This is a genomic window from Spirosoma daeguense, assembly GCF_054776875.1.
This window is the reverse complement of record NZ_BAAHBF010000001.1, coordinates 356766-376641: the sequence shown is the minus strand read 5'-3', so window position 1 is coordinate 376641 and position 19876 is coordinate 356766. Positions and strand designations below refer to the sequence as shown.

Annotated in this window: 11 protein-coding genes; all 11 read left to right on the top strand. The window is 48.6% G+C overall.

Annotation, left to right across the window (positions count from 1 at the left end; translation table 11 throughout):
* Positions 1–7: 7 nt before the first annotated feature.
* The 11 genes from ACYVD4_RS01270 to ACYVD4_RS01220 all read left to right on the top strand — a co-directional run bounded on the left by ACYVD4_RS01270 (position 8) and on the right by ACYVD4_RS01220 (position 19875).
* Positions 8–1687, top strand: coding sequence for a RagB/SusD family nutrient uptake outer membrane protein (locus ACYVD4_RS01270; RefSeq protein WP_460941799.1), 1680 nt, complete (start codon positions 8–10; stop codon positions 1685–1687).
* Between the two features lie 328 nt (positions 1688–2015).
* Complete coding sequence (locus ACYVD4_RS01265; protein WP_460941798.1) at positions 2016–3950, top strand: histidinol-phosphatase; 1935 nt, start codon at positions 2016–2018, stop codon at positions 3948–3950.
* A gap of 225 nt (positions 3951–4175) precedes the next feature.
* Positions 4176–7376, top strand: coding sequence for a SusC/RagA family TonB-linked outer membrane protein (locus tag ACYVD4_RS01260; RefSeq protein WP_460941797.1), 3201 nt, complete (start codon positions 4176–4178; stop codon positions 7374–7376).
* Positions 7377–7463: 87 nt separating this feature from the next.
* On the top strand, positions 7464–8768 hold the full coding sequence (locus ACYVD4_RS01255) for a RagB/SusD family nutrient uptake outer membrane protein (protein ID WP_460941796.1): 1305 nt from the start codon (positions 7464–7466) through the stop codon (positions 8766–8768).
* A gap of 153 nt (positions 8769–8921) precedes the next feature.
* Entirely contained in the window at positions 8922–9500 is a 579-nt protein-coding gene (locus tag ACYVD4_RS01250; protein ID WP_460941795.1) for an LOG family protein, read from the top strand.
* Positions 9501–9626: 126 nt separating this feature from the next.
* On the top strand, positions 9627–10736 hold the full coding sequence (locus ACYVD4_RS01245; protein ID WP_460941794.1) for a serine hydrolase domain-containing protein: 1110 nt from the start codon (positions 9627–9629) through the stop codon (positions 10734–10736).
* Positions 10737–11084: 348 nt separating this feature from the next.
* Positions 11085–12290, top strand: coding sequence for an ROK family protein (locus ACYVD4_RS01240; RefSeq protein ID WP_460941793.1), 1206 nt, complete (start codon positions 11085–11087; stop codon positions 12288–12290).
* A gap of 343 nt (positions 12291–12633) precedes the next feature.
* On the top strand, positions 12634–13827 hold the full coding sequence (locus tag ACYVD4_RS01235) for a n-acyl-d-glucosamine 2-epimerase (protein WP_460941792.1): 1194 nt from the start codon (positions 12634–12636) through the stop codon (positions 13825–13827).
* Between the two features lie 4 nt (positions 13828–13831).
* Positions 13832–15079: a sugar MFS transporter gene (locus ACYVD4_RS01230; protein ID WP_460941791.1), complete on the top strand. Its 1248-nt coding sequence runs from the start codon at positions 13832–13834 to the stop codon at positions 15077–15079.
* A gap of 18 nt (positions 15080–15097) precedes the next feature.
* Positions 15098–16747 (top strand): DUF4127 family protein, encoded by a 1650-nt coding sequence (locus ACYVD4_RS01225; protein ID WP_460941790.1) that lies wholly within the window; start codon positions 15098–15100, stop codon positions 16745–16747.
* 47 nt (positions 16748–16794) lie between these two features.
* Positions 16795–19875 carry a SusC/RagA family TonB-linked outer membrane protein gene (locus ACYVD4_RS01220; RefSeq protein ID WP_460941789.1) on the top strand — a complete coding sequence of 1027 codons (3081 nt, stop codon included), beginning with the start codon at positions 16795–16797 and terminating at the stop codon, positions 19873–19875.
* The last annotated feature ends 1 nt before the right edge of the window (position 19876 follow it).

Here is a 19876-nt window from a genome sequence, read left to right as displayed (position 1 = left end):
TCTTACTATGAAAACGATAGTCAAACATATACTTCTTGCTGCGGTTTGCGTCGGAACGATGGGCCTGTATTCCTGTTCCGATTTTCTGGAAGAAAACAATAAAAACACCGTTACCGCAAGCACTTTCTATAAGACGGCCGAAGGCATCGAAAGTCTGGTCAATGCCTGCTACGCACCTACGCGCATCTGGTACGGCAAGACGGTTGGCTACCTGCTCACCGAAGCTGGTACCGACGAAATGCTGTTTGGCAATACCGCCAACGGTACGTATCCGTACTACGATTACAACTCGAACCTACAGGGTACCGAAGGCGGATTACTCTTTGCCTGGAAAAGTTTGTATCGCGGCATCAATGCCTGTAACACCGCCATTGCCCGTATTAAGGATTCGCCACTATCGGCTAGTTTGAAAGCCACGCGTGAGGGTGAAGTTCGGTTTTTACGTGCCTTCTATTACTATCATCTGGTCGAAACGTTTGGTGCCATTCCGCTACGTACGCAGGAAACGACGGCACCCGAAATAACGGCGCTACGTGCGCCCGTCGATGAGATTTATACCCTCATTTTCAGCGATCTGGAAACGGCGTTGACCAGCATGAAAGGCGTAGTATCTCCGCAGGGCGGTCGCGTAACGGAACCAGCCGTAGCTGCTTTTCTGGCTCGTGTATACCTGACCCGCGAGAAAAATACCGAAGCCCTCGCCATGGCCGACCGGGTGATTAAAAACTACGATTTCAAACTGACCGAGAATTATAAATCGCTCTGGGATATTGCCAATAGCAGCGGCAGCACCAGCAAAGAAGTGATCTGGTTCGTCAACTATTCGGAGAACAACACGCTCAACGACTACGGCCGCTATGATGATCTGGGCTATTACTGGCTATGGGAAGGCGGTCATCATGGTCACCTGATGTTTATTCCGTTTTTCAATGGCCTGAAAGGCTGGCAATATGATCTGGAAACGGGCCGCTCGCTGATGCAGTATATGCCGTCTAAATATCTGCTGGATCTCTACGACGAAACGAAAGATGCGCGCTGGAACGGCTCATTTCGCACGGTTTGGTCGGCCAACGACGCGGCAAGTTTACCGGCAGGTATGAAGTTGGGCGATACGATTGCGGTGGTGTCGAAACGGGCCGTCTCTGATACGTATCGGAAATCGAAACCTTACGCCATTTACGATGTAAATGATGTTTATCAGGCAAACGGTGTTCCAACTATTCCACGCTGGCGCTACGCCGGACTCTGGAAATTTGCCGATCAGACCCGCTCTAACAGGGACGTAGTAAATAGCAAGCGCGACGCCTTTGTGTTTCGCCTGTCGGAAATGTATATGATTGCGGCTGAGGCCAGTATGAAGTTGGGTAACACCGGCAATGCCGCTGATTATGTGAACGTAGTACGTAAACGAGCGGCACTGCCCGGCAAAAGCGATCAAATGCTGGTGAAGCCAGCCGATATGACGCTCGACTTCATGCTGGATGAACGCGCCCGCGAATTTGTTGGCGAACAACTGCGCTGGTTCGATCTGAAGCGTACCGGCAAACTCCTCGAACGATTAACCAAATACAATCCGGATGCAGCCGCAAACGCGAAATCGTACCACCTGCTACGTCCGATTCCCCGCGTGGAAATCGACGTACTTCAGAACAAAACCGAATTCGTGCAAAATCCGGGGTATAACTAGACGTTGGTAAGGGGATAGATTATGGCCCAAACAGGCTCTGGCTGTTTGAGTCGAATGGTATTTCAAACAGCCAGAGCCTGTTTGGGCCATAATTTAATTATTCCGTTTTAGACATTGAGATAAGTCGGTCGGCGCTACGTAAATCATACGTAGTACCGACCGATTTGTTTTATCAGTAAACAGAACTATTTGTTCACAAACAGGCAACGATCTTTCTAATCGCTTTTCAATACTTTTACATCGAAAATCAATGTGTGTATTATAAACGCAGTAGTAAATTTTAGATTGATCTTCAGTGTATTACGTAGACTTTTCTCCTGCCTGTTCCATGAAAAAAAGTACCTGTTTAACCCTATTATTCTGTTTAGTCTCGATTGCTGGTCTGCAAGCGCAGAACTGGTATAAAGGCAATCTGCATACACACTCGCTCTGGAGCGACGGCGACGAATACCCGGAAATGATTATGGACTGGTATAAAGCCAATGGCTACCAGTTTGTTGGCCTGTCAGATCATAACGTATTGCAGGAGGTTGAAAAGTGGGTGAATGTACCGCACCAGAAAGACCGCCGACGGGCATTTGATCAATACCTGCGCGTTTTTGGTCCCGATTGGGTAACATATCGTAAAGGCCCGAACGACTCGCTCAAGGTGAAACTGAAGCAACTAAACGAGTACCGGAGCTATTTTGAAGATCCGGGTAAGTTTCTGATTATCAAAAGTGAAGAAATGTCGACTGGCTATCAGGGGAAGCCGATTCATATCAACGTAACGAATATACAGAACCTCATTCGACCCCAACCCGGAAACAGTGTGGCCGAGGTGATGCAGAATAACATCGATCTGGTCGTGGCGCAACGACGACAGACTCGCCAACCGATGTTTCCGCACATCAACCACCCGAATTTTTACTGGGCCATCAACGCCGAGGATTTAAAACAGCTTCGGTACGAACGCTTTTTTGAGGTATTTAACGGACATCCGCTGGTCAATAATTACGGCGACAGCACTCGCGAAGGAACCGAGTCGATGTGGGACAAGATTAACCTGCATTTCCTGCAACAGGGCCGACCGCTGATGTATGGATTGGGTACCGACGATAGCCATCATTACCATTTTTTCGGACCAACGTTCAGCAATTCGGGTAGGGGGTGGGTCATGGTCAACGCACCGGAGTTGACGCCCCGCGCTTTGGTTGAATCAATGGAATCGGGCCGATTTTATGCGAGTTCGGGTGTTACGTTGAAGCAGTTGCCACAGGTCGGAAACTCACTGGTAGTACGTGTCAAAACGGAGCCTAACGTTACGTATAAGATTCAGTTTTTCGGTGTGCGAAAAGGGAAGGTGCAGGGCGAGTTGCTACGTGAGGTGTCTGATACGTCGGCCACATACACGCTGGCTGACGACGTATTGCTGGCGCGTGCTCGTATCGTATCGAATAAGCCAAAGTTCAATCCGTTCATGCCAGGCGATGTAGAAACCGCCTGGACTCAGCCCATTACGCAAACCGTAGTACCACAACCAATTGCCAACGTAGCGCCTTTACCCAGTGCGCACGCGCACAACGATTACGAGCAATCCCGACCGCTTTGGGACGCGCTGGACAATGGGTTTACCAGCGTAGAAGCTGATGTTTACCTGATAAACGATACGTTGTACGTAGCACATGAGCGACCTCTAATTAAATCATCAGCCTCAACCCTTGAAAGCCTGTATCTGAGGCCATTAACCGAACGAATTCGTCAGCAGAACGGGTCGGTTCTGGCCGGTTATACGGGTCCATTTTACCTGATGATCGATGCTAAAACACAGGCCGATAGTACGTATCAGGCATTGACCAAATTGTTGCTACGTTACCACTCGTTGCTTGCAATTGGCAATCGTAATAAAGGTTCTGTTACCGTTGTTTTGTCGGGGAATCGGCCGGTGGTAACGGTCGCCAAAGCCAAAGACCGATTGCTGACACTTGACGGACGGCCAGCGGATGTAGGCAAGCGTTATTCGTCGGCGGTGATGCCGATTATCAGCGATGCGTATGCGAATCAGCTAAGCTGGCGGGGGAAAGCCGAAATGCCTGCCACCGAATTTCAGAAACTGAAGCAACTGACTGAGCGTGTGCATCAGGAAGGCAAGAAGCTAAGGCTTTGGGCCAGCCCCGAAGATCCAATCGTCTGGGCGAAACTTCGTGAAGCGGGCGTCGATTTCATCAGCACTGACCAGCAGGAATTGCTACGTGATTTCCTGTCGAAAGAAGTTCGAAAGTAGCCGAAATAGCTATTCTGTGGACTTATAATTAGACGCGTTTTTGTACATCCTGTAGAGGAAAAAGTCTTTTTAAAGGACAGTCCTGGCGGACTTTAAAATTCTATTAAAATAGGATTTGATCCGTTGGCCGTCTGTCCTTTTTGGCCTTTGTTGTGATCTAGTTTTCTTTAGCTTTGTAAATTACATATTTACTTTTTAGTTAACACTCACCAAACTTCAGGTACTATGACCTATGTTTACATGCTCACAGCCCAACGTGCTCGTCAGGTTGGATTGCTTTGGGTACTGCTTTTAGTTTACGTATCCAGCTTCGCGCAGGGTACGCGTCCGCCCGTTCGCGGACGGATTACGGATGCCAACGGAAATGGTATTCCGGGCGTTACGATTCAGGTTCCGGGAACCAATGTCGGTACCGTTACCGATGTGGATGGTAACTACCAATTCACGCCAACCGCCGATGGTCAGGTAACACTACGTATCACCGCTGTTGGTTATCAGGCAGCAACGCAGACGGTAAATGCTGGTTCGCAATCGACCGTCAACGTAACGCTCAAAGAAGACATCGCTAATCTTGATGAAGTGGTCGTAACAAGTCCAGGCCAGCAGGCATCTCGTCGTTCGTTAGGTAACGCGATTAGTACAATCAAAGCTTCGGATATACAGCAGTCGGGTTCGGCAGGATTGCTCAACTCGTTGCAGGGCAAAGTGCCGGGCGCACAGATCGTTCAAAACTCGGGTGATCCATCGGGGTCAATGTCGATTCGGTTACGGGGTATCAAATCACTGTCGGGTTCGTCAGATCCGCTCTACGTTATCGATGGTGTTATTGTCAGTAACCAGAGTGCTAACGTATCACAACTGGCTCTGGCCGATCAGATTGGTGCGGCACAACCCGGTACCAACCGACTGGCCGACATCAGCCCCAACGATATTGCTACGCTAAGCGTATTGAATGGTGCGGCTGCGGCTGCGCAATACGGTTCGCGGGCGGCCAACGGCGTTGTAATTATCACAACCAAGCGCGGTTCAAGTGGCGCACCGAAGATTTCGTTCTCGACGTCGTTCAACGTCAACGAGCTTCGGAAAAGTGTGCCAGTGAACATGTATAACAAAACCTTCGGTAACGCACAGCAACGCCTGTTCCCGATTCAGGTATTTGCACCGGGATCGGCACAAACCGCTGCGTTGGCATTAAACCCAGCTACTACGTTCGTAACGATCCGTCGCGATGGAACGGATAACCCGCTGCTGTCGAACGTAGTGGATAACGTGCAACGGTATAACTATTTCGATCAGATTTTCCGGACGGGCTATGGTACCGATAATTCGATTTCGGTGTCGGGTGGCCGCGATAACACGCAGTACTACGTATCGTTTGGGTATCTGAAAAACGAAGGGATCATCAAAGGCACCGATTTTACCCGGTATAACTTCCGCGCTCGTCTCGACCAGCGGCTAACCAACTGGGCTAAACTATCGGCTGGTTTGACCTACGCCAACAGCTTTGCCAACGAGAAAGCCAATGGTAACGTATTCTATAGCCCGATGAACTCGGTTACCATCCTGAATAACATTTACGACATCACCAAGCGCGATGCGTCGGGTAACTTACAGGCGGTAGAAGGCCCACGTGTGAACCCGCTTTCGACGATTGAAGATATGCGCTTTACGCAGTCGGTAAACCGTACCGTGAGCGATGTTCAGTTGAACCTGACGCCACTGAAGGGCCTTAGTGTCGATTATATTCTGGGTGTTGATACGTATGGACAGGTTGGTCAAAATTATATCCGCCCGTATCCTTATGCAGGACAGGCATCGCTCGGTGCCAACCTGTACCCACAAGGCTATGCCGCAACGGGTAACAATACCGTATTTCAGATCAATACCGATCTGAATGTCAGCTACGAACGTCAACTATCTGAGCGGTTTAAACTGAATGCTTTAGCTGGTTATAGCTATCAGTTTTTCCGGTCCGATTACTCCATTGCACAAGGGCAAAACCTGTCGCCGTTTATTGAAACAGTGGGTGGAGCAGCTAGTACAACGGTTCAGGCCAACTACAGCCTCGACCGGTTTAACCTGAGCGGTTATTTTGCGCAGGCTACCATTGGCTATAACAATCTGGCGTTCTTGACCGCAGCCGTTCGTCGTGATCAGTCGTCAAAATTCTCGCCATCAGTAACCAACCAGTTTTACCCAAAACTTAGTGGTTCGTTCGTTGTGTCGGATCTCAGCTTCTGGAAAGATGCGTCGTTCAGCAAGGCGTTCAACAGTTTGAAACTTCGGTTGAGCTATGGCGAAGCGGGTAACCTGTCGGGTGTGGGTTCGTACAGCCGTTTCTATCAATTTACGCCAGTGGCTTATCTGGGTAAAAATACGTTGCTGCCGGGAGCACAGTTGGCAAACCCGCTGGTTCGTCCGGAGCGTATGGCTGAAATCGAAGGCGGTGTCGATCTGTCGTTTGTGAATAACCGGATTGGTCTGGGCGTAACGGTGTATAATCAGCAGATCAGCGATCTGGTTGTGAACCGGGCACTGGCACCATCGTCGGGCGGTACGAGCATTGTGAACAACGTGGGCACAATGGAGAACAAAGGTGTTGAGGTTGTGCTTGATCTGGTTCCGGTGAAAACCAAAGATTTCTCGTGGGACGTAACAGCGATTTTCAACAGCAACCGCAACAAAGTATTGTCGTTAGGTAGCCCGGCCATTGCCATTTCGTCGCCTGCTGGTGCGCCGTATCTGCTTCAGGGCCAGCCTGCCAGCGTTTACTATGGCACAGGTTATGCCCGCAATCCGGATGGCTCATTATTGTATACGTCAGCAGGATTCCCACAATCAGAGCGGGCATCATCGCAGGCTACAGGTTCGATCGACTTTACGCCAGCGCGTGTGCCGGAAGGACAGACAAATGCTGGTCAGCCTGATACACGCTCTCCGACAGCGAACATCGTGATTGCTAACCCAAATCCAAAATGGACCGGTTCGTTTACGACAAATCTGAATTACAAAGCGTTCTCACTGCACGTATTGCTCGATATGGTACAGGGCGTTGACGTATTCAACGCCGACCGGCGGACACGGCAGGGCGTAGGCATGGGCGATTTTGTAGAAAAAGAACTGAGAGGTGAACTGCAACGCGGTTATATTTTCGCGATCTACAACACCGAAGAATGGCGGGTTGAAAGTGGTTCCTTCACCAAACTGCGGGAAGTATCGCTGAGCTATACGTTGCCTAAACTGATCAAAAACGTGAGCGCCATCAACGTATCGCTCGTTGGTCGGAACCTGTATTCGTGGGATAAATACACCGGCTTCGATCCTGAAACCAACGCGGGTGGCACCAACGATTTACTACGTGGACTCGATTTCGGTAACGTGCCTATTCCACGCACGTATCAGGTAAAACTATCGGCATCATTCTAAAAACAGTCGATAGCAAGTAGCCGCTGAGCAATATCATAACGTATCGCTTTGTGACTACTGACTAACGACTTTCAGACAGATATATCTATGAAAAAATTAATCATAACTTCTGTTTTGGCAGGTTTGCTGGTGATGCAAAATGCCTGTACACAGGAATACCTGAACCCCGGCACAGCCAGCCAGCCGCAGGTTGTCAGTTCTGCCGATGGGCTCATTACGGTTTGCAACAGTCTTCAATATCGCTACTCGGTAGGTGGTGGTGGTTCGCTGTTCGGCGCTGCTGTGTCGGCAAGTGGCCTTACTACCAACGAGTTAATTGTACTGAATCAGGGCAACGGCGAAGAGTTTGCCTTGCAACAAGGTCAAGCTAACGTAACGAACACAAATGGCGTGGTACGTACCATCTGGACGCAAGCGCAACTGCTACGTTCGAATGCCGATCTGGTGCTGGCCAATGTAAACGGCGTAACGGCCGATGCCGGTACGAAAAGCGGTATTGTGGCGTATGGCTCTATTTTTCGGGCACTCGCACTCGGTACGCTGGCTCAGTTCTTTCAGTCGGCACCCATCGTAACGGGCGATAATTCGCCGTTTGTGGATCGCCTTGAATTACTGAAAGCAGCCATTACGTCGCTGGAGTCGGCGGCTACGGCGGTTGCTGCCAATCCTGTTTCGGCCAACTTTACGGGTAAAATCGTAACGGGTGTTGATATTCCGAATACGTTGCAGGCGCTGATTGCCCGGTATGCGCTGATGGCTGGCGATAACGATAAGGCGCTGGCTGCGGCTGCTAAAGTTGATCTGACCAAAAAGTCGGTGTTTAACTTCGATGATACGTCGCGGAATCCGATTTTCTTCACGGCGTTTAGTAACGTAAACGTCTATGCACCAACCAATACCGCTCTGGGTTTGACAGGTGCGCTGGCCCCATCGGCTGATGACAAACGTATCGCTTTTTATACACAAACAGCTAATCCAAGAGCGAACCTTGGAACAGGCTTTTACACATCGAACAGTGCGCCAATTCCGGTATATCTGCCCGGCGAAATGCTGCTGATTCAGGCCGAAGCGTCGGCACGTAAAGGCGACGTAGCAGGAGCCATTACGGCTTTGAATAAAGTGCGGACTAAAACAGCCGCTACCGATATTTTCGGTTTGGGTGCGGGCTTGCCAGCTTACAGCGGTGCGCAAACAGCCGCCGATGTACTGGTAGAAATACTACGTAACCGGAATATTGAACTGGCTTATACAGGTTTCCGTCTTGAAGACAGCCGTCGGTTTGGCCGTCCGGGGCCGGGTGCAGCCGGTTCAGAACGGACGCGCAACTTTTATCCATATCCGCGTGTAGAGCGTGAGAACAACACCAGCACGCCCGCTACCGATCCGACCTAATTGACCGAGAGTTCGAATAAAAAATAGCCAATTTCTGATTATAGGGAGTATCAGAGTTTAGTACGTTACTCCGTGTAGTTAGAAATTGGCTATTTTTTTTAACTAATTTATAATCAATAAGATAACTCGCTATTTGGTGAGACTGAATCGACAATGAAGATTTGTGTTTATTGCGCATCGAGCGCAAAAGTGGATAAAGCCTATTTTGACGACACCGAAAAATTAGGAATTGAATTTGTAAAGGCGGGCATCAGCGTTGTCTATGGTGGAGGTGGCATTGGCCTCATGGGGAAACTCGCAGACACGATTCTTGAACACGGCGGTAAAATAAAAGGGATTATGCCCAAATTCATGAATGAAGTGGAGTGGGCCCATAAAAAAGTAACAGACTTTGAGTTTACCAACACAATGCATGAACGAAAAGCCAAATTTTTAGAAGGTATTGATGGATTGGTGACCTTACCGGGTGGAAGTGGTACGCTGGAAGAATTGATGGAAGCGATAACCCTCAAACGGCTGGGGCAATTCACGAAACCAATTGTTATTTTAAACACGAACGGATTTTATAATCCGCTTCGGGAGATGCTGGAAAAGTGCGTAGACGAAAATTTTATGCATCAAAATCACCTGAAAATGTGGTCGTTTGTTGACCGGCCGGAACAGGTTATTGAACACATTACCAACGCCGAAACATGGGATGAACGTGCTATTCATTTTGCGACAAACAGGTAACCTTTACTAATTAGGTGCGGGTTATCTGAAAAACAGACCCAATAGATTCGTAATACGTTGAAAATGAGAAATCGATAATCGGATTCTGCTAATTTTGATAGATTCACGCAAGTTATTAACAACCTGATGACCACTTCTTTGTATCGTTTCTGTGCTGGTGCACTGCTAATTGGTAGTTTGTTTCTGGCTGCTCATAAACCGGAACCTAGTGCTCCGCTGACCACTGAACTGGATTCGCTTTTTGCTACGGTGCCCGACTTTAGTGGCGTTGTGCTCATTGCCGAAAAAGGAAAACCAGTCTACAAGAAAGCGTTTGGCTACCAGAATTTTGAGACGAAAACGCCAAACACTACGTCGTCAATTTTCGAGTTGGCGTCGGTGTCGAAGCAGTTTACGGCCATGACTATCCTCATGCTGAAACAGGAAGGTAAGCTGAACTACGACGACCGAATAGACAAATACATTTCGGGTTTGCCGTATCCGGGAATTACCATTCGGCATCTGCTGAATCATACGTCTGGTCTGCCCGATTATCAGGACGTAATGGACAAGCATTGGGATAAAAGTAAAGTGGCGAACAATGCTGATAACATTGCGTATCTTATTAAATATCAACCAACAAAATTGTTCGAGCCGGGCGCAAAATACACGTACAGTAACACGGGATATATGTTGCTGGCGAGTATTGCCGAAAAAGCGTCGGGGCAGGATTTTATCCAATTTTGCCGGAACCGTATTTTTAATCCGGTTGGGATGACAAAAACGGATATTCGAACTCGTAACGACAAAATAAAACTGCCCGAAATGGCCTGGGGATATACGTATGTACCAGAGAAAAAACGTTACGTTCGGGCTGATTCGTTTCCGCAGTTTAACTACGGCATCTGGCTCGGAAACCGCAAAGGTCCGGGACGTATCAGCTCAACCGCCGATGATTTACTGAAATGGGATCGGGCGTTGTATTCAAGTCAGCTAGTAGATCAGCAAACTTTAAGAGACGCATTTACGGTAGCGAAGTTAAACGACGGAACTGCAACACAATACGGATTTGGCTGGCAGGTTGAGCAAAGCCCGAAACTTGGCAAAGTTGTCTGGCACGATGGCGATAATCCGGGCTATAAGACCCAGATTATGCGGTTCATCGACGCCGATAAAACAATTATTCTACTCTGTAATAACGCCCACGAAAAGAAAGCCGAGCTGCTGAAAACGATTCAGAAGATGCTGGAAAAATAGAGAAATGCCACTTTACAGCCCTCAATACGTAGTGAATAGTAGTTTTGCTACGTAGCAGGCGCATGTCATTTAACAAGAATGATTGATATTCGAAAAGCTACAGATGCCGATAATGATTACATCTGGACTATTAGAGGTGATCGCAACCGGTGATACGTATGTATTCGCTCCCGATTCATCCAGAAAAAAATGCTGTCTGGGACAAACTTATTTGCCGACGTAGCACTGGGTTTTATCATTCCTGAGAAGTAAGGTATGTAATTTCGACTTCTTTGTAACTCAATCGAAAGGGTTGTGCTAAGTTATTAATTCAAATTAGTAAGTTTGGGGTAACGTATTGACCTAAAAATGACTAAGGCAGTAATTGGCAGTAGAGCGACGAATCGAGTTGTTGATCCTAAAAAAAGTATCCTAAGCTATTTCGCCAACGAAGGAAACGCGATTATTCCGGAGCTAAGTAAGGAGCTGACAATCAGTGTTCCTAAAGTTACATCTGTGGTTGGCGAACTGATTAAAGAGGGGCTAATTCAAGATTACGGAAAAATCGAATCGAGCGGAGGGCGAAAACCTAATTTGTACGGAGTTGTGCCCGATTCCGCCTTTTTTATCGGGGTCGACGTAAAGCAAAGCCATGTGAATATTGGCTTGCTCGATCTTCAGAAAAACCTCATTAACGTAACCGAAAACCTGCCGTATACGCTCAATAACACCCGCGAATCGCTCGATACGCTTTGCCAGCATATCAAATCATTTATAGCCGGACTGTCGGTGCCGAAGGAGAAAATTCGCGGTATAGGTATCAATCTGTCGGGACGTATTAACTATGCTACGGGTTATAGCTACAGCTTCTTCTTTTTTGAAGAGCGCCCATTGAGCGAAATCATTGAGCAGGAGATTGGTATACGTGTTTTTCTGGAAAACGATTCGCGGGCCATGGCCTATGGTGAGTTTTGCGCGGGCGTTGTTGAGAAAGAAAAAAATGTCATGTTCCTGAACCTAGATTACGGCATTGGCGTCGGGATTATGATTGACGGTCAGTTGTATTATGGTAAATCAGGCTACGCGGGTGAGTTAGGGCACGTTCCCATTTTCGACAATGAATTGATCTGTCACTGTGGTAAAAAAGGGTGTCTCGAAACGGAAGGATCAGGCTGGGCGTTGGTTCGGATGTTTCGTGAGAAACTACAGGAAGGTTCTACGTCGGTGCTGACACGTAACGGGCATGACCCGAATGTTATCACGATGGAGGATATTATTCAGGCCGCCAAAAATGACGACGTACTGGCGATTGAGCTAATTGCCAAACTTGGCGAAAATCTTGGTCGCGGTATTGCCTTCTTAATCAACGTATTAAATCCTGAACTGGTAATTCTGGGCGGTAGTCTGGCAACCACACAGGAATATATACAACTGCCCATTAAAACATCTCTTAATAAATATTCGCTGAGTCTGGTCAATAATGACACGCAGTTGAAACTCTCAAAACTGGGCGAACATGCCGGTATTGTTGGGGCCTGTCTTCTTGTCCGCGACCGTTCTTTGTCGTTGGCGTAAACGACGAAATTTTAGTATCCCGGCTTTCGCTACGTTCTGGCCGTTTTCTTCTTAAAGTCGAATCTCTCCTGCGCTATAATATTTGGTGAATTGTAGATGCTTCCGAATGAAATAGGTGTGCTAATGTGCATTACCAAAGTCTCTTAACGCCCAGCCGAGCCCAGCTTCTATAAAATATATTTTAACTTTCTTTTGCCATCTTAATTTGTAATACTTTACTTTACGCTTAAGTTAATAAATTGATTTATTAAGTAAGTGCTACTAAAGAAAACAGAATACAATGAGTAAGTAGCCCTCACGAACGAAAGGCTTCCTCCTAAAAGACATTTTTACAATCAAGTTCATGCAACTCAGCGACTACCAGCAACTATACCAGACTAATCTGCTAGAAGACGTTATCCCGTTCTGGTTGAAAAACTCGGGCGACCCGGAATTTGGCGGTTATCTCACATGTCTTGACCGGCAAGGCGACGTTTATGATACCGATAAGTTTGTCTGGCTACAGGCGCGTCAGGTATGGTGTTTCTCCATGCTTTATAACCGCGTAGAGAAAAAGCAGGAATGGCTCGATTTTGCTATTCAGGGCGCTGAATTCCTGAAGAAATACGGGCGTGATGCGAGCGGGAACTGGTATTTTTCGCTTACCCGCGAAGGGCAGCCGTTAGTTCAGCCGTATAACATTTTTTCGGATTGCTTTGCTACGATGGCGTTCGGGCAGTTGTATCAGGCAACGGGCGTAAAGGAATATGGTACCATTGCGGTTGATACGTTCCTGAACATATTAAAGCGCAAAGACAATCCCAAAGGCGACTACAACAAAGCATTTCCGGGTACGCGTCCGCTGAAGAACTTCGCACTGCCGATGATCCTCTGCAATCTGGTGCTGGAGATTGAACCTCTTCTGCAATCAGATTTGGTGGAGAAAACAATCGCAGAAGGCATTCATGCGGTCATGGAAGAGTTTTACCGACCTGACCTTGGGCTGATTCTGGAGAATATTGCGCCGGATGGTTCGTTCTCCGATTCGTTTGAAGGGAGGTTAATTAATCCGGGCCACGGACTTGAATCGATGTGGTTTATCATGGATTTGGGCGAGCGGTCGGGCAATCAGGAACTGATTCGAAAGGCGGTTGACGTTACGTTGTCGATTCTGGAATATGGCTGGGACAAACAATACGGCGGTATCTTCTATTTTCTGGATGTAAAAGGCACTCCTCCGCAGCAGTTGGAATGGGATCAGAAACTCTGGTGGGTGCATATCGAAACCATTATTAGTCTCCTGAAAGGCTACCTGCATACGGGCGACGAACGTTGCTGGGAATGGTTCGAAAAGGTTCATGCCTATACGTGGGAACATTTTGCAGATAGTGAATACGGCGAATGGTTTGGTTATCTGAATCGTCAGGGTGACGTATTACTGCCCCTAAAAGGTGGTAAATGGAAAGGCTGTTTTCACCTTCCGAGGGGATTATACCAATGCTGGAAAACGCTGGAAGCGATTGCGGAGAAAAAGGCAACTACTCTTTTACAGGACTAATTGTATGGCGAATCTCCCTACCCAAACCGTAACGGTCGAAGAACTGCCGGGGCAAGCTCAACAGAACTATACACCTGCCTTGTTGTCGCTGGCGGTGCTGTATTTTATGATGGGCTTCATTACGTGCCTGAACGATACGTTGGTGCCGTTTTTTAAAAAGGGCTTCAACCTCACGTATTCGCAGTCGTCGCTGGTTCAGTTCTACTTTTTTCTGACTTATGGAGTCATGTCGATTCCGGCCGGACGTATCGTGGAACGTGTTGGGTATAAGAATGGAATGGTGATGGGATTCGCTATTGCGGCAGTCGGGGCGGTTCTGTTCTTTCCGGCTTCGGGTATGCATCTGTATTCGTTGTTTCTGGCCGCGCTGTTCATTATTGCGATTGGTATTGTGTTGTTACAAGTTGCCGCCAATCCATATATCACCGTTTTAGGGCCGGCCAAAACGGCTTCGTCGCGCCTAACGCTCATTCAGGGAGTTGGCTCGATGGGAACGACCGTTGCACCGTTGTTTGGGGCCTATTTTATTCTGGCTCCTTTAGAAAAAGCTGGTGAATCGAGCGATGCCGTTCGTTATCCGTATCTGGGTATAGCCGCTCTGCTGGCTTTTATTGCGCTGGTTGTCTGGCAATTGAAACTGCCCATTATCAAGGCCAGTAATAACAATACGTCTGCGGAAACCGCAAGTGGAAAAAGCATATTCAGCTTTCGTAACCTACGGTTTGGCATCTGGGGGCTATTCTGCTACGTTGGCGCGGAGGTCTCTATCGGAACGTTTCTGACGAATTACATTGCCGATACGTTGCACATCTCTGAAAACGAGGCCAATAGCTACGTAGCGTTTTATTGGGGAAGTATGCTGATAGGGCGTTTTATCGGCGCTTTTCTATTGAAATCAATCAAAGCATCGTCAATTCTGGCGGTGTGTGCTATGTTGGCCATTGCCTTAGTACTTGTTTCGATCAACGTATCGGGATACGTAGCTGTATGGACCATGATTGCTGTCGGGCTGTGTAATTCGATCATGTTTGCCATCATCTTCTCGCTGTCAGTGGAGGGGCTCGGTACGTTCACGACCAAGGCTTCCGGCTTGCTATCGACGGCTATTGCGGGCGGAGCGGTTGTTTCGTTTTGTCAGGGGTTGCTGATCGATCATTATACCTGGTCAATCGCGTTTCTGCTTCCCGTTGTCTGCTACGGTTATATACTATTCTACGGTCTCAACGGCTACCGATCGACGGTTAGCAATTAACTTCATTTTCTGATGACTATGTCTCGATTCCTAACCCTTATTGTGCTCTTTGCTGGCTTTAGTCTATCGACTTTTGCCGGTGAAGAACCAGCCTACAATGCGAAAATTCTGCTGATCCCGCTCGACGATCGGCCACCTTGTTTGCAGTTTACGGAACGCATGGGCCTGATTGGTGATGCACAGGTTATTTCACCGCCGTTTGCGTTACTTGGTCGATTTACGGACGCTGGTCAGTCGGATAAAATCATTGAGTGGGTGTTGCAGCAAGACCTGAAATCATTCGATGCCGCAATTCTCTCGCTCGATATGTTCGCTTATGGCGGATTGGTGGGATCGCGGGTTCACAACGTAGCGTATGACGTAGCACTAAAGCGACTGGCGGTAGTGGAAGCGATACGCAAGAAAGCACCGGGCTTAAAACTATATGCCCAAAGTGTTGTGATGCGGCTTGCCCCTTCTGCCGAACCTAAAAATGCAGCGTATCGCGAACAACTAGCCGAATGGGCTGAAATTTCGGTAGGAACCGATGCGGAGTCGAAAGCGAAAACCGCGAAACTCGAACAGCAAATTCCTTCTGAAGGATTAGCTGATTACAAAATGGCTCGTTCCCGGAATCTACGGATCAATCAACTAGCCATCGATCTGGTTCGGCGTGGCATTATTGATTACCTCTTATTGACACAGGACGACGCCAAACCGAAAGGCGTACACATTGCCGACCGTGAAAAACTCATCGCCGAAACCAAACGGCTGAACTTAACGGAGAAAATCGCCGTGCAGCCGGGTGCCGATGAAGTGTCGATGCTGTTGCTGGCTCGTGCACTGAATAAACACGCTAACTTCTCACCAAAAATTAAGGCCGTTTATTCGTCGGAAAAACAGGCGAATACGATTATGCCGTTCGAAGATCGGCCACTACGTCAGACGGTGAGTTTTCACATCAAAGCGACTGGCTCGCAGGAGGTGACCGACGAACGTGATGCCGACGTATTGTACTACGTATACGCATCTCGTTTCGAAGCTGGACGGGCCGATAGTTTTGCGGACGAGATTGAGCAGAAAATCAGCCAGAAAAAGCGCGTCATCGTAGCTGATGTCGATCCGAAAGGCGACGTTCAGGGGGGCGATACGCCATTCACAATGGCACTGGAAAAACGGCATGTACTGCCTGAGCTAAGTGGCTACGCGTCATGGAATACCGCCGGAAATACCATCGGAACGGCGTTGCCGCAAGGTGTCGTATTTACGCTGGCCGAAGCAAAATTGCTGAAACAATCTGACCGGGCCAGCCGTATCCGGACGGCGCAAAACTGGTTCCTGCTGCACCGGGTGTTGGACGATTACTATTTCCACAATCTGATCCGGGCCAAAGCCAACCAATTTGCCAAACAGGTTGGGCGAAGTTCGACGCTGATGAGCGATGAAATGACGAAGCAGGTGGAGGACTACTGCCTGAAATTGTTGCAGCAATCGTTTGATGAACTAACGGCTAATTATGCCCAAAAACGTTCCAACAGCCTGCAACAAACCGTTCACTGCGATAAACCGTCGGGGCTTCGCTTCAAACTGCCCTGGAACCGAACCTTCGAGGCCATGATTGATTTCGATGTTCGATGTTCGCCCGCTATGGCTCCCAATTCCTCGCGCAAAACGAGCGAAGGGAGATAGAAAATTACCCACTTTTTTCTCTTCTCAAACTCCTAATTGATTACAGTATGCAACACTTATTTACGCCGAGATGGCGCATAGGCTGGCTATTGGCTTTCCTGATCACAATGTGCCATCATCAATACGTGTCGGCCCAGAGTCAGGCGCTACGTGGGAAGGTTACGGATGCAAATGGAGCCGTTTTGCCGGGAGTGACCGTCGTTGTGAAAAATACGGCGATTGGCACAACCACCGATGCTGATGGGCTTTATACCATCCGCGTTAACGAACAAAGCGGTACGTTGGTGTTCTCGTTTATGGGTACCGTTAGCAAAGAGGTGCCGTATAATGGAGCTGGTGAATACAACGTAGCACTGGCGGAAGACACCAAAACGCTGAACGAAGTGGTTGTAATTGGGTATGGTACGCAGAAGAAAGTAAACCTGACCGGTTCTGTAGCTGTGATTGAGAGCAAATCACTCACCAATCGGCAGGTTGGTTCTACGTCGCTGGCGTTACAGGGTGCCGCGCCGGGCGTAACGATTACGCAGCAATCGGGCGTACCGGGTGGTGATGCCGGAACGATTCGGATTCGGGGGGTTGGATCGATCAACGCGGGGCAGAATCCACTGGTTCTGGTCGATAACGTCGAAATGAGTCTGGATGCGATTGACCCCAATAATATTGCCAGTATTTCGATTCTTAAAGATGCGGCTGCGGCTGCCGTATACGGTTCGCGGGCGGCCAATGGTGTCGTGCTCGTAACAACCAAGCGGGGTTCTAAAGGCGTGAATGTGAGTTATAATGCCTACGCCCTGAAACAGGAGCCAACCGATCTACCCCAAAAAGTGAACGGTCTGGAGCACATGAAGTTTTGGGACGTAGCACAGGCCAATAGTGGTCTGCCTGCTGCCTTTACGCAACAGATTGCTGCCTACGAACGAACCGGCCCCGATAACCTGTCGATTTTTAATACCGATTGGAAAAAGCTGGTGCTGACCAACAACGGCATGATGCAAAACCACAACCTGAACGTATCGGTAGGCGGGGAGCGGGTGAAACTGTTTGCTTCGGGAAGTTTTCTGGATCAGAATGGGCTGACGGCCAACACCAACTACAAACGGATGGATTTGCGGTTCAATTCCGACGTAGCAATTACTGATAAATTATCGGCTTCGATGGATTTGGTGTTGAACAAATCGAACCGGTTGTGGCCCGGCCAAAACACGCCCCAATACATTATTCGCGAAATGTTAGGCTTTCCAGCCATTACGCCCGGGAAGTACAACACAGGGCAATGGGGCGAAGGCTGGTCGAATGCGAACCCGGCGGCTCAGGCCGAAGACGGTGGCTTTAACCGCAACCTGACCGATTCACAGATCATTAAAGGTACGCTAACCTACACGCCAATTCCGGGCCTTGAACTGCTGGCTACGTATAGTTCCAACTATTATACGAGCCGAAACCGCCAGTTCATGGATCAGTACGACATTTACAATGCCGATATTGCCAACAATACGATGGTATTTGCGCGGCCGTGGCCAGCGTTGAACTCCTTAAGTGACAATTACTCGCAGAATACGCAGAACCTGTTCAGAACGCAGGCTACGTATAACAAATCAGTTGGTAAACACGGTTTTACGGTTCTGGGCGGTTTCAGTACGGAAGATTTTAAAACGAGTTATGTTAATACGTTCCGGCAGAATCTGCTCTCGCCCGACCGTCCTTATCTGAACAGTGGTGACCAGCTCGGGCAAAGCATGAGTGGTGGCGAAAGTCGGTTTTCGATGGTATCGGTATACGGTCGGTTGAATTACAATTACGACGAAAAATACCTGCTGGAAGTGAACGGTCGCTGGGATGCATCGTCGCGGTTTAGAGAAAACAACTGGTGGCAGTTATTCCCGTCGGTATCAGCCGGTTGGCGGATTTCGCAGGAAGGCTTCTGGTCGGGTCTGAACAAAGTCGTAAATGAAGCAAAAATCCGGGCGTCGTATGGATCGTTGGGCAACCAGAACCTGATTCGGAACGGCGTGGCCGATTATTACCCAACGTATTCACTGTTTAACTCCGGCGCTACGTACAATTATTACTTCAATAACGTAGTGAATCCGGGTTATGCGCTGACCACGGCGGCAAACCCGAACATCCGTTGGGAAACCTCGAAAATTCTGGACATTGGTGGCGATTTTAGTTTCCTGCGCAACCGCCTGAACGTAACGGCTGATTTCTTCCAGCGTGATATTGTCGATATGCTGCAACTCGTGCCGGTTCCGTCGTACGTAGGCTTAACGGCTCCGTTTGTTAACTCTGGCTCGATGCGGAATACGGGTTGGGAACTGGGCATCGGCTGGCGCGACAAAATCCGTGATTTCAGCTATCAGGTGCAGTTGAACGCGTCGGATGTGAAAAATAAGTTGCTGAACAACGGTGGTAAACAGATCATCAATGGCGCTACGATTCAGCAGGAAGGCTATGCGCTGGACTCGTACTACGGTTACATTGCCGATGGCTTGTTCCAGAGCGCCGAAGAGGTGAAAAACGCGCCATTTCATTACGGAAATACGGCTGCGGGCGATATCCGGTACCGCGATATCAGCGGCCCAAACGGCGTTCCCGATAACAAAATCGACAGCTACGACCGGACTATTCTGGGTAATTATTTTCCTCGTTACGAGTACAGTCTGAATCTGTCGGCCCAATACAAAGGGTTTGACGTAACGGCTTTCTTTCAGGGTGTTGGCAAAAAAGACAACTACCTGTCGGGAACGGCGGCTCAACCTTTCTATTCGGCGAACTTTCAAGGAACTATGTTCGAGTACCAGAAAGACTACTGGTCGCCTGAAAATACCGGTGCTGCTTATCCGCGTCTGACAGTCAACAGTATTCCGAACAACTACGTATCATCGTCGTTCTGGGTTCGTTCAGCGGCTTACCTGCGCCTGAAGAACGTAGTGTTAGGTTATACGTTGCCAACCGCCTTGACCACAAAAGCAAAAATTAAATCGGCTCGCGTGTATGTGAGCGGTCAGAATCTGCTTACCTGGACGAGCTTCTTCCCCGGCTTCGATCCGGAGCAACGCGATACGGGTGGCGAGTTCTACCCAATCATGAAAACCTATACCGTTGGTCTGAACATCAATTTCTAAA

What these genes read in the sequence shown, in the direction of transcription:
- ACYVD4_RS01230 (WP_460941791.1), top strand. Translation starts at nt 13,832, where the DNA reads ATGGCGAATCTCCCTACCCAAACCGTAACGGTCGAAGAACTGCCGGGG.
- ACYVD4_RS01240 (WP_460941793.1), top strand. Translation starts at nt 11,085, where the DNA reads ATGACTAAGGCAGTAATTGGCAGTAGAGCGACGAATCGAGTTGTTGAT.
- ACYVD4_RS01250 (WP_460941795.1), top strand. Translation starts at nt 8,922, where the DNA reads ATGAAGATTTGTGTTTATTGCGCATCGAGCGCAAAAGTGGATAAAGCC.
- ACYVD4_RS01220 (WP_460941789.1), top strand. Translation starts at nt 16,795, where the DNA reads ATGCAACACTTATTTACGCCGAGATGGCGCATAGGCTGGCTATTGGCT.
- ACYVD4_RS01225 (WP_460941790.1), top strand. Translation starts at nt 15,098, where the DNA reads ATGTCTCGATTCCTAACCCTTATTGTGCTCTTTGCTGGCTTTAGTCTA.
- ACYVD4_RS01270 (WP_460941799.1), top strand. Translation starts at nt 8, where the DNA reads ATGAAAACGATAGTCAAACATATACTTCTTGCTGCGGTTTGCGTCGGA.
- ACYVD4_RS01245 (WP_460941794.1), top strand. Translation starts at nt 9,627, where the DNA reads ATGACCACTTCTTTGTATCGTTTCTGTGCTGGTGCACTGCTAATTGGT.
- ACYVD4_RS01260 (WP_460941797.1), top strand. Translation starts at nt 4,176, where the DNA reads ATGACCTATGTTTACATGCTCACAGCCCAACGTGCTCGTCAGGTTGGA.
- ACYVD4_RS01235 (WP_460941792.1), top strand. Translation starts at nt 12,634, where the DNA reads ATGCAACTCAGCGACTACCAGCAACTATACCAGACTAATCTGCTAGAA.
- ACYVD4_RS01265 (WP_460941798.1), top strand. Translation starts at nt 2,016, where the DNA reads ATGAAAAAAAGTACCTGTTTAACCCTATTATTCTGTTTAGTCTCGATT.
- ACYVD4_RS01255 (WP_460941796.1), top strand. Translation starts at nt 7,464, where the DNA reads ATGAAAAAATTAATCATAACTTCTGTTTTGGCAGGTTTGCTGGTGATG.